Origin of the sequence: Amaricoccus sp., from assembly GCF_017993425.1 — a bacterium.
Taxonomy (GTDB): domain Bacteria; phylum Pseudomonadota; class Alphaproteobacteria; order Rhodobacterales; family Rhodobacteraceae; genus Amaricoccus.
Genome location: NZ_JAGOMQ010000002.1, coordinates 182,063 through 192,768, shown reverse-complemented (window position 1 = coordinate 192,768; position 10,706 = coordinate 182,063). Strand labels below are relative to the sequence as shown.

Annotated in this window: 13 protein-coding genes; 12 read left to right on the top strand and 1 reads right to left on the bottom strand. The window is 72.5% G+C overall.

Going from position 1 to position 10,706, the window contains the following annotated elements; translation table 11 throughout:
* Positions 1-452: 452 nt before the first annotated feature.
* The 8 genes from KBB57_RS01905 (at position 453) to KBB57_RS01870 (ending at position 7,065) form a co-directional block, all read left to right on the top strand.
* Positions 453-1,310 (top strand): ABC transporter permease, encoded by an 858-nt coding sequence (locus tag KBB57_RS01905; RefSeq protein ID WP_290745922.1) that lies wholly within the window; start codon positions 453-455, stop codon positions 1,308-1,310.
* Between the two features lie 50 nt (positions 1,311-1,360).
* Complete coding sequence (locus KBB57_RS01900) at positions 1,361-1,636, top strand: hypothetical protein (RefSeq protein ID WP_290745920.1); 276 nt, start codon at positions 1,361-1,363, stop codon at positions 1,634-1,636.
* Between the two features lie 5 nt (positions 1,637-1,641).
* Entirely contained in the window at positions 1,642-2,829 is a 1,188-nt protein-coding gene (locus tag KBB57_RS01895; protein ID WP_290745917.1) for an amidohydrolase family protein, read from the top strand.
* Positions 2,830-2,860: 31 nt separating this feature from the next.
* Positions 2,861-4,261 carry an FAD-binding oxidoreductase gene (locus tag KBB57_RS01890; protein ID WP_290745914.1) on the top strand — a complete coding sequence of 467 codons (1,401 nt, stop codon included), beginning with the start codon at positions 2,861-2,863 and terminating at the stop codon, positions 4,259-4,261.
* 23 nt (positions 4,262-4,284) lie between these two features.
* Positions 4,285-5,292 carry an ABC transporter substrate-binding protein gene (locus KBB57_RS01885; RefSeq protein WP_290745911.1) on the top strand — a complete coding sequence of 336 codons (1,008 nt, stop codon included), beginning with the start codon at positions 4,285-4,287 and terminating at the stop codon, positions 5,290-5,292.
* 333 nt (positions 5,293-5,625) lie between these two features.
* Positions 5,626-6,225 carry an NAD(P)H-dependent oxidoreductase gene (locus KBB57_RS01880; RefSeq protein WP_290745908.1) on the top strand — a complete coding sequence of 200 codons (600 nt, stop codon included), beginning with the start codon at positions 5,626-5,628 and terminating at the stop codon, positions 6,223-6,225.
* Positions 6,222-6,701: a RidA family protein gene (locus KBB57_RS01875; protein ID WP_290745905.1), complete on the top strand. Its 480-nt coding sequence runs from the start codon at positions 6,222-6,224 to the stop codon at positions 6,699-6,701. The genes KBB57_RS01880 and KBB57_RS01875 overlap by 4 nt, the downstream gene beginning before the upstream one ends.
* 178 nt (positions 6,702-6,879) lie before the next feature.
* Positions 6,880-7,065 (top strand): hypothetical protein, encoded by a 186-nt coding sequence (locus KBB57_RS01870; protein ID WP_290745902.1) that lies wholly within the window; start codon positions 6,880-6,882, stop codon positions 7,063-7,065.
* 43 nt (positions 7,066-7,108) lie between these two features.
* Here KBB57_RS01870 and pcaQ read toward each other — a convergent pair whose 3' ends face one another.
* A complete protein-coding gene (pcaQ, locus tag KBB57_RS01865; protein ID WP_290745899.1) occupies positions 7,109-8,005 on the bottom strand; it encodes a pca operon transcription factor PcaQ in 897 nt (298 codons plus the stop codon).
* Between the two features lie 90 nt (positions 8,006-8,095).
* On the opposite strand from pcaQ, the gene pcaD reads away from it, so the two are divergent.
* Genes pcaD through pcaG form a run of 4 tightly spaced genes read left to right on the top strand, consistent with a single transcriptional unit; the run spans position 8,096 to position 10,639 of the window.
* Complete coding sequence (pcaD, locus tag KBB57_RS01860; RefSeq protein ID WP_290745896.1) at positions 8,096-8,887, top strand: 3-oxoadipate enol-lactonase; 792 nt, start codon at positions 8,096-8,098, stop codon at positions 8,885-8,887.
* Positions 8,880-9,260 carry a 4-carboxymuconolactone decarboxylase gene (pcaC, locus tag KBB57_RS01855; protein WP_290745893.1) on the top strand — a complete coding sequence of 127 codons (381 nt, stop codon included), beginning with the start codon at positions 8,880-8,882 and terminating at the stop codon, positions 9,258-9,260. Before pcaD ends, pcaC begins: the two co-directional genes overlap by 8 nt.
* Positions 9,257-10,009, top strand: coding sequence for a protocatechuate 3,4-dioxygenase subunit beta (gene pcaH / locus KBB57_RS01850; RefSeq protein WP_290745890.1), 753 nt, complete (start codon positions 9,257-9,259; stop codon positions 10,007-10,009). The genes pcaC and pcaH overlap by 4 nt, the downstream gene beginning before the upstream one ends.
* A gap of 3 nt (positions 10,010-10,012) precedes the next feature.
* Positions 10,013-10,639 (top strand): protocatechuate 3,4-dioxygenase subunit alpha, encoded by a 627-nt coding sequence (gene pcaG / locus KBB57_RS01845; protein WP_290745887.1) that lies wholly within the window; start codon positions 10,013-10,015, stop codon positions 10,637-10,639.
* The last annotated feature ends 67 nt before the right edge of the window (positions 10,640-10,706 follow it).

The window sequence follows — 10,706 nt, the reverse complement described above, 5'->3', positions numbered from 1 at the left end:
CGACAGTGGAGAGGAAGCCCGGCCCGAGGCTGGCCGCGACGCCGACGCCAGACGGATTTGACCCGTGGCAAATCCGTCCGCGATCGCCCCTGCGGGGGGCGAGCGCGATTCCGCGCTCGCCGGGGCGCTCACGGACGGATGGCGCGCTCCCGGAGAAATCGGCGCCCCTGACGGCCTCCGCGCGCAACCGCGCTCCAGCCGTCGGCGCGGCGAAAGCCGTGCTTTCGCTTGTCGCGCCGGGCCTCGCGGGCAAGCCCGCTTCGGTTGGTCGGTTGGTCGGTCGGTCGGCGCGCGCGCCCCGTGGATCCAGCAGGGCAGACAGGTGTCGTGCAGGGTGCTATTGCGCGCATGACGCACGACGGTGTTCCGGCGCTTCTCCGGGCCGCGAGGCCGTTGACGGAGGCGCCCGCGGGCAGGAAGGTGGGGGCGCCCGTCCCCATGGATCCGCGCCCATGCCCCCTGTCGACAGCCCCGACCCGACCGACGCCCCCGCGCCCATAAACACCGAGGCGATCGAGCGCGCCCGGCGGCAGCGCATCCTCGCCTGGGTGATGCCGGCGGGGACCATGATCGCGGCGATCGCGCTCTGGGAATGGTGGGTCTGGGCCTACGACATCCCGCATTACCTGGTGCCGGCGCCGTCGCGGATCGCGCAGACGTTGTGGACCGACGGGCCGAGCCTGCTGGTCTCGGCCTGGTTCACGGTCAAGCTGACGGTGATGGCGCTGGCGCTGGCCGTGATCGGCGGCGTCACCCTCGGCGCCCTCTTCGCGCTGTCGCGGCCGGTGGAGATGAGCCTCTTTCCCTTCGCGGTGATCCTCCAGGTGACGCCGGTCGTCGCCATCGCGCCCCTGATCCTCATCTACGTCAACTCGACCTTCGCGGCGCTGCTGATCTGCGCGTGGATCGTGGCGTTCTTCCCGATCCTGTCGGGGACGGTGATCGGCCTGCGCTCGGCGGACCACAACCTGCGCGACCTCTTCACGCTCTACCGCGCCACGCCCTGGCAGCGGCTGCGCTTCCTGCTCGCGCCCTCGGCGCTGCCCTACTTCATGGCCTCGCTCAAGGTCGCGGGCGGGCTGGCGCTGATCGGGGCGGTGGTGGCGGAGTTCGTCGCCGGCACGACGGGGCGCAACACCGGCCTCGCCAGCCGGATCATCGAAAGCTCGTTCCGCAACGAGATCCCGCGGATGTTCGCCGCGCTGACGCTGGTGTCGCTCCTCGGCATCGTCATCTTCGCGCTGACCTCCTGGGCCTCGCGCCGCGTGCTCGGCCGCTGGCACGAGAGCGAGATCCGGCGGGAGGGGTGAGGCGAAGGGGCCCCCTTGCCGCCCCCGCCCGGTTCGACGAAGCTCGGCGCATGACCGTAACGCAGATCCATCCCGAGACGGGCAAGCCCCTGCGCCGCGACGTGCGGCCGCAGGTCGTCAGGTTCGGCGCGGCGGCGCGCGTCGTCGACGTCCCCGGCTGGCATCCCGACGACGACGGCGACTCGATGCATTCCGGGGCCGATCCGGCCGAGTCGGATCGGATATTCCGGGAGATGCGGGATGCCTGCGTCTCTCCGCGGCACGGAGCGCGGTCAGGGGACACCACGCCGACCGGGACGTCCGCGACGCCGGACCGGACCCACTGAGGCGGATGTCCGGGACGCCCGAGACCTTCGGATCGGTCTGGCTCGGCGGCGCCTCGGTGGAGGTCGCCGTCGCGGGGGGGCGGATCGCGCGCATCGCGCCTTCGCCGCGGCGGCCGGAGCGGACGATGCTGCCGGGGCTGGTGGATGCGCATGTGCATCTTGACAAGACCCACACCGTCGGGCGGATCGGGCGGCGGCCGGCGAGCCTGCACGAGGCGATCGCGCTGCATTTCGAGGACATGGCGCGCTGGACGGCGGAGGACGTGCGGGCGCGCGCCTCGCGCGGGCTCGCCGAGGCGGAGGCGCAGGGGATCGTCGCGCTCCGGACCCATGTCGACTGGACGGAGGCGCAGGCGCCGCTGGCCTGGGCGGTGCTGGGCGAGCTCGCCGAGGCGTGGCGCGGGCGCATCCGCATCGACCGGGCGGCGCTCGCGCCGCTCGACCTCCTCGCCGGGGAGGCGGGGGCGGCGATCGCCGACCGGGTGAGGGCCGACGGCGCGACGCTCGGGGCCTTCGTCTATGCGAACGAGCACCTGCCGGCGAAGCTCGAGACGGCGTTCGGGCTGGCGCTGCGGCGGGATCTGGCGCTCGACTTCCACGTCGACGAGGGGCTCGACCGCAGCCTCGTCGGGCTCGACACCATCGTCGCGCTCACGCGGCGGCTGGGGATGGCCGGCCGCGTTCTGTGCGGGCATTGCTGCGCGCTGGCGCTGCGGCCGGAGGCCGAGGCGGCGCAGGTCCTCGAGGCCGCGGCCGAGGCCGGGGTGGCGCTGGTCGCGCTGCCGACGACCAACCTCTACCTCCAGGACGCGCGCGACGGCCGGACGCCGCGGATGATCGGGCTCGCGCCGGTGCAGGAGGCGCGGGCGGCCGGGGTTCCGGTCGCGCTGGCGCTCGACAACGTGCGCGACGCCTTCTACCCCTATGGGGACTACGACCTCCTCGACGCCTGGCGGATCGGCGTGCTCGCGGCCCATCTCGACCCCGACGACTGGATCGACGCGATCTCCGCGGTTCCCGCCGCGGCGCTCGGGCTCGCGCCGCCGCGGATCGCCGAGGGCGAGCCCGCGGATTTCGTGCTGATCGAAGCCGCCTCGCCGGCGGAATTCGTCTCGCATCCGCGGGCGCGGCGCGAGGTCTGGCGGAACGGGCGGAGGCTGGAGCCCGCGGCATGGGAGGCGACGCGCGCATGAAGGTGACCGGACACGGCCGCGGGGGGCGGCGATGACCCGCCCCGCCCCGGAGACCATCGCGGCGCTGATGGCGGATCTCGCCGGGCTGACGCTGACCGACGACCCGCGCTACGTGGCGGCGAAGTCGCGGGACTACTACTGGTACTCGCCGATCCTCGACCACGACCTCGCCGGCAAGACCGGCGACCTCGTGGTGCAGCCGGAGGACGAGGCCGAGGTGATGCGGGTCGCCGCCGCCTGCGTGCGCCACGGCGTGCCGCTGACGGTGCGCGGCGGCGGGACCGGCAACTACGGCCAGTGCGTGCCGATGGCGGGCGGCGTGATCCTCGAGGTGACGAAGCTCGACCGGGTGCTGGAGATCGCGCCCGGGCGGGTGCGGGCGCAGGCGGGCATCCGCATCGGCGCGCTCGACGCGGCGGCGGCCGCCACCGGGCAGATGCTGAACATGTGGCCCTCGACGCGGCGGCTCGCCACGATCGGCGGCTTCATCGCCGGCGGCTCGGGGGGCGTGGGGTCGCTGCGCCACGGGATGCTGCGCGACGGCGAGAACGTGCTCTCGGCGCGCGTGGTGACGGTGGAGGCGGAGCCGCGGGTGGTGACGCTCCAGGGGCGCGAGGTCGACAACGTCCAGCACGCCTACGGCACCAACGGCGTCATCACCGAGGTCGAGCTGGCGCTGAGCCCGCTGACGGCGTGGATGGACGCCATCGCGCTCTTCGACAGCTACGAGACGGCGCTCCGCTTCGCCATGGCGGCGCAGGAGCGGCTCGACGCCTTCCTGATGACCCCGGTCGAGCGGCGCTTCGCGCCGTTCTACACGCGGATGACCGAGTATTTCCCCGCCGACCGCGACGCGGTCTTCGCGATGATCGCGCCGGACGGGCGGGCGGCGTTCGAGCGGCTGGCGGCGGAGCACGGCGGGCGGGTCAGCCTGACGATGACCGCCGCCGAGGTCGAGGCGGCGCGGCTGTCGCCGGCCTACGAGTGCGGCTGGAACCACACCACGCTGCAGGCCCTGAAGAAGGACCGCGGCTGGACCTACCTGCAGGTCGCCTATCCGCGGCCGTTCGACCCCGCGCTGGTCACCCGGCAGATGGCGCGCTACGGCGACGAGATGCTGATGCACCACGAGATGGCGCGGCTCGACGGGGTGGTGCAGATCTTCGCGCTGCCGCTGGTGCGCTGGACGACGCGGGAGCGGATGTACGAGATCATCGCCGAGCTCGAGGCGGAGGGCTGCGCGGTCTACGACCCGCACGCCGTGACCATCGAGGACGGCGGCATGAAGGAGATCGACGCGGGCCAGATCGCGTTCAAGCGCCGGGCCGACCCGCTCGGGCTGATGAACCCGGGGAAGACGCGGGGCTGGGCGGGGGCGCCCGGGACAGCGGGGACGGAGACGGGGACAGGGACAGGAGAGGGACGGCCATGAGGGCACGGCATGAGGACACGGGCATGAGGACGCTGATCTTCGCGGCGGCGATCGCGCTGGCCGCCGCGCCGGCGATGGCGCAGGAGCTGACCAAGGTGCGCTTCGGCACCAACTGGTTCGCGCAAGGGGGGCATGGCGGCTGGTATCAGGCGCAGGCCGACGGGACGATGGCCAAGCACGGGATCGACCTCGAGATCGTGCAGGGCGGGCCGCAGGTGAACAACCGGCCGATGCTGCCGGCGGGGCAGCTCGACTTCCTGATGGCGGGGAACCTGCTCCTCTCCTTCGACAACGTGCGCAACGAGATCCCGACGGTGGTCGTGGCGGCGTTCTTCCAGAAGGACCCGCAGATCCTGATGGCGCACAAGGGCGTCTACAAGGACTTCGCCGACCTGACCAACGCGCCGAAGATCCTGATCTCGCGCGACGGCCAGATCAGCTTCTGGCAGTGGCTGGTCGCCGAGCACGGCTTCAAGGACGAGCAGCTGCGGCCCTATTCCTACAACCTCGCCGAGTTCCTGACCGACAAGGCGATCGTGCAGCAGGGCTACGGCACCTCGGAGCCGCTCTACGCGCGCAAGGACGGCGCCGACCCGGAGAGCTTCCTGCTCGCGGATTACGGCTGGAACACCTACTCGACGACGGTCGAGGCGCGCACCGACATGGTCGCCGAGGATCCGGACGTGATCCAGCGCTTCATCGACGCCTCGATCGAGGGCTGGTACACCTACCTCTACGGCGACGCGACGCTCGGCCGCGAGGCGATCATGGCGGCGAACCCCGAATACACGAAGGAGCTGCTGGAGCAGGAGACCGAGGAGATGAAGATCCTCGGCATCGTCGATTCCGGCCTCGCCCGCGAGAAGGGCATCGGGGCGATCTCGCTGGAGCAGGTCGCGGCCTTCTACGACCTCGCGGTGCGCTCGGGCATCCTCGAGGCGGGCTCGGTCGACCCGAGCAAGGTCGCCACCGACCAGTTCGTCAACAAGGGCGTCGGCCTCGCGCTCCGCAAGGAGCTGACCGGCGAGTGAGGGCGAGCAGTCGTCGCGGACGCGCGTCCCCTCCCCGGCCCGGAGTCCGCGGTTGCGCCCGGGCCGGGCGACATCTCGGGGGGGCGTCGGCGCGCCTGCCCGGGCGGGCGCGAAGCGCCTGCCGGGCGGCCTGCGGCATTCCCTCATCCCGGCTGAAGCCACGGATCGGGCGGAATGGGCCGCGACGCCGCAGCCAGACGGATTCGACCCCTGGCGAGCGCGTCGCCGCGCTCGCCAGGGCGCTCGCGGACGGACTGCGCGCGACGGGGAAGGCGGCGGGCGCATGAGGGCGCTCGCGGACGGACTGCGCGCGACGGGGAAGGCGGCGGGCGCATGAGGGCGCTCGTCGTCTTCTGCCATCCCTGCGGCGACAGCCTCGCGGCGCGGCTCTGCGGGGCGGTGACCGAGACGCTCGCCGGCGCGGGGCACGAGGTGCGGCTGCGCGACCTCTACGCCGAGGACTTCGACCCGGTGATCCGGCCGCAGGAATGGCGCGACTACTTCGCCGACGTCGCCGCCTGCGAGGCGAAGGTCGCCGGGCATCTCGACGACCTGCGCTGGGCCGAGGCGCTGGTGCTGGTGTTCCCGACCTGGTGGTACGGGCCCCCGGCGATGCTCAAGGGCTGGCTGGAGCGGGTCTGGCTGCCCGGGGTCACCTTCGACATCCCGAAGTCCCGGCTCGGCATCGTGACGCGCAAGCTCGACAACATCCGCCTCTTCGTCGCGGTGACGACCAGCGGCAGCCCGTGGTGGTGGCTGAAGCTGATCCGCGACCCCTGCCGCAGCCTGCTGACCCGCGGGATGCGGCCGCTGTTCCACCCGCGCTGCCGGGTGATCTGGCGCCAGCTCTATTCGATGGACAACGCCGACGCCGGCCGCCGCGACGCCTTCGTCGGCCGGGTGACCGCGACGATCAGGGAGGTCGCGCCATGACGACGGACCGGAGCACGACGGACAGGACGGGGCCGGCGAGGCCCCTCGCCCGCTACGCCGCCTGGCGGCGGCGCGGCGACTTCGTCTTCCTCTCGGGGATCGTGCCGCTCGACGCCGCCGCCGGCCGGGTGGTGCGCGGCTTCGCCGACCTGCCGCCGGGGATCCCCGAGACGATCGGCGCCACCGGCGAGTTCTCGGCCGACGCCAGGGACGGGCCGATTCTCGCGCAGAGCTGGTTCGTGCTCGACCGGGTGCGCGCCACCATCGAGGACGCCGGCGGCACGATGGCCGATGTCTTCAAGCTGGTGCAGTACTTCACCGACCTCGACCACTTCCCCCGCTACAACGCGGTGCGCCGGCAATTCTTCCCCGACGAGCCGCCGGTCTCGACGGTGGTCGAGGTAAGCGGGCTGATGCCCTCGGCCGAGGTGCTGGTCGAGGTCGAGGCCACCGCCTGGCTGCCCGCCCGGCGCTGAGCGGCTTGCGGCGCGTCATCCGCGCATCCGGATGAGAAATTGCCGCTTGACGATTGAAACGCTTAACCAATCGGCCAGTATCCGCCTGCCCCGCCCCGGGGCGGCAAGTTTCCCCTATCGCGGCGCGGCGTTTGGTCCTAGTGTCCGGCTCGAACCTGAAAGCCTGCGCCAGACGCCCATGTACCTGCCCGAGAACGACGCCCAGCTCTACGACATCCTGAGCGAGCTGCGCGTCTACGCGCAGACCAACGCGCTCCCCGGCCTCGCCGAGGAGCTCGACGACGCGCTGGTCCTGCTCGCCTCGGAGATGCGCCGCAACGAGCGCCGCAAGGCCGAGGCCGCCCGCGCCGAGGACGGCCGGTAGGCCGCCGCCCAACCGCCACGGCCACTGAGCGGGCGCACGCCCCCTACCCCGCCGCGGCGGCGCGGAGCGCGCGCATCAGCGACTGGACGTCCGCGGAGGGCTCGGCGCCGGCGCGGCGGGTCAGGCCGACCGGGCCGGCGGTGACCGGGGGGCCGCGCAGGTCCAGGGCGACGAGGTCGCCGCGGTCGAGCTCCTCCGCCACCACGCCCCGCGAGATGAACCAGACCGCGTCGGAGGCGAGCGCGAGGCCGCGGCCGACCGCGAGCGACACCGTCTCGACGAAGGCCTCGGGCGGCTCCTCGCCAAGGCTGAGGAAATACTGCGCCACCGCCGGGCGGATCACCGCGTCGGGCGGCGGCAGCACCAGCGGGAAGTCCCCGAAGCGCGGGCTCGCGGCGCCGGCGAGCGGATGGCCGGGGCGCACGACCGCGACCACCGGCTCGACGTAGAGCTGCTCGAAGACGAGCCCGGTCATCGCGGCCGGCTCGGCGAGCCGGCCGACGACCAGCTCCAGCATGCCGTCGCGGAGCTGCGACAGGAGGTGCCGGTTCGCTCCGGTGACCACGGTCAGCGCGCCGCCCGGCGTCGCCGCGGCGAAGGCGAGCGCGGCGCGCGGCATGATCCTCGTGGCGACGGTCGGCAGCACGCCGACGGCGATGCGGCCGCGGCGCCGCGCCGGCTCGGCCAGCGCATGGACGCCGCGCTCGAGCTCGATGAGCGACTGGCCGGCGTGCTTCCGGAACAGCCGGCCCGCCTCGGTCAGCCGCAGCCGCCGGCCGATCCGGTCGAAGAGCGCCACCCCGAGCCGGTCCTCGAGCTCGCGCAGCGTCTTCGACACCGCGGGCTGCGAGATCGCCAGCGCCTCCGCCGCCTGACCGACGCTGTCATGGCGCGCCACGGCGATGAAGGCGCGCAGATGGCGGTAGCCGATGGCGTTCATCCATAGCCTTTCGGTTATGAGTTTCGCCTGACATATCATTTTACATAACCGATGCAAGCTGGGAAACTACCGCCCAGGGAGGACACGAGAATGCACGCCATCAAGGTCAACGGGCTCGCCTTCCATGTGGAGACGACCGGCGAGGCGGGCGCGCCGGCGCTGGTCCTCGCCAACTCGCTCGGCACCGACCTGCGGGTCTGGGACGCGGTGCTGCCGCTGCTGCCCGCCGGGCTCCGCGTCATCCGCTACGACAAGCGCGGCCACGGGCTCTCCGACGGCGCGCCGGGGCCGTGGCGGATCGAGGACCTCGCCGACGACCTCGCCGGGATCCTCGACGCGCTCGGCGTGGCCGGCGCGGCGGTGGTCGGCCTGTCCGTCGGCGGGCTGATCGCCCAGTCGCTGGCGGCGCGGCGGCCCGATCTCGTGCGCGTCCTCGTCCTCTCCGGCACGGCGGCGAGGATCGGGACCGAGGCGAGTTGGAACGAGCGGATCGGCGTCGTCTCCAGGCAGGGCATCGGCGCCCTCGCCGACCGCATCCTCCAGCTCTGGTTCTCGCCGAGGTTCCGCGACGCCGACCCGGGCTTCCCGCTCTGGCGCAACATGCTGCTGCGCTCGCCGCTCGACGGCTACGTGGCGACCTGCGGCGCCATCCGCGACGCCGACCTGACCGCGGACACGCGCGGGCTCCGGCTGCCGACGCTCGCCATGGTGGGCGAGCTCGACGGCTCGACGCCGCCCGACCTCGTGCGCGCCACCGCGGCGCTGATCCCCGGGGCGCGGCTCGAGGTCATCCCCGGCGCCGGCCACATCCCCGGCGTCGAGCGGCCCGACGTGGTCGCCGGGCTGATCGCGGGCTTCCTCTGGGAGACCGGCCATGTCTGAGCGGCGCGAGGCGGGGATGAAGGTGCGGCGCGCCGTCCTCGGCGACGCCCATGTCGACCGGGCCGAGGCGGCCACGACCGGGTTCGACGCCCCCTTCCAGGACCTCATTGCCGAGGGCGCCTGGGGCTCGGTCTGGGCCCGGCCCGACATCTCGCGGCGCGAGCGGTCCATGATCACGCTCGCGCTCCTCGCCGCCCTCGGCCAGTGGGACGAGGTGGCGATGCATGTCCGCGCGACGGCCAACACGGGCGCGAGCCCGTCCGACGTCCGCGAGGCGATGCTGCACGTGGCGGTCTATGCCGGGGTCCCGGCGGCCAACCACGCGCTGAAGATCATCAAGCAAACCTACCGGGAAATGGGAGTGGAGCCATGAGGCAGGGCATCGTGACGGCCGGCGGGCTGGAGCCGGGCGAGTTCTTCCAGCGCGACCGGACGCTGCACCCGCCCGCGCTCACCCCGAACTACAAGACGAGCGTCGCCCGCTCGCCGCGCTACGCGCTGCTGTCGCTGCAAAGCTCGCTCTCCGAGATGACCGGCCCGACCTTCGGGCACTCGGACCTCGGGCCCTTGGACAACGACCTGATCCTCAACTACGCCAAGGACGGCGAGCCGATCGGCGAGCGCATCGTGGTCCATGGCCGCGTCCTCGACGAGACGGGCCGCGGCGTCCCCAACACGCTGGTCGAGTTCTGGCAGGCCAACGCCGGCGGCCGCTACCGCCACAAGAAGGACACCTACCTCGCGCCGATCGACCCGAACTTCGGCGGCTGCGGCCGGGCGCTGACCGACGAGAACGGCTGCTACTTCTTCCGCACCATCAAGCCCGGGGCCTATCCTTGGCGGAACTGGGTCAACAACTGGCGGCCCGCCCATATCCACTTCTCGGTCTTCGGCTCGGGCTTCGCGCAGCGGCTGATCACCCAGATGTACTTCGAGGGCGACCCGCTGATCCGCAGCTGCCCGATCCTCGCGGCGATCCCGGACAAGGACGCCATCGACCAGTTGATCGCGCCGCTCGACCTCAACGCCGCGATCCCGCTCGACAGCCTCGCCTACAAGTTCGACATCGTCCTGCGCGGCCGCCGCTCGACGCTGTTCGAGAACCGCCTGGAAGGGAACTGAGCCATGCCGCAACCGCTGAGCTACCTGCGCGAGACCGCGTCGCAGACCGCCGGGCCCTACGTCCATATCGGCCTCGCCCCCGGGGCGGCCGGGTTCAGGATCTTCGACCGGGAGCTCGGCCACGACATCGCCGGCCCGAACGCCAGGGGCGAGCGCATCGCCGTCGAGGGCGTGGTGATCGACGGGACCGGCAGCCCGCTCAAGGACGTGCTGATCGAGGTCTGGCAGGCCAACGCCGCCGGCGTCCACGCGAGCCCGCTCGACGGCCGCAGCGCCGAGGTCGAGGAAGGCTTCCGCGGCTGGGGCCGGGTGATCTCGGACTTCGCCACCGGGCTCTACAGCTTCGAGACGGTGAAGCCCGGGTCGGTGATGGGGCGGAACGGCCGCCGGATGGCGCCGCATCTCAACCTCTGGATCGTCGCGCGCGGCATCAACGTCGGGCTCAACACCCGCATGTACTTCGACGACGAGGCCGAGGCGAACGCCGCCGACCCGGTCCTCGGCCTCATCGAGCACGAGTCGCGCCGCCCGACGCTGATCGCCAGGCGCGAGCTGCGCGACGGCAAGCCGGTCTACCGCTTCGACATCCGCCTGCAGGGCGAGGGCGAGACGGTGTTCTTCGATGTCTGAGGCAAGGGCCTTCCGTGAATATACACGTTGTTTCAATGTGTTGACCCCTCTATCACGCGTGTTATGC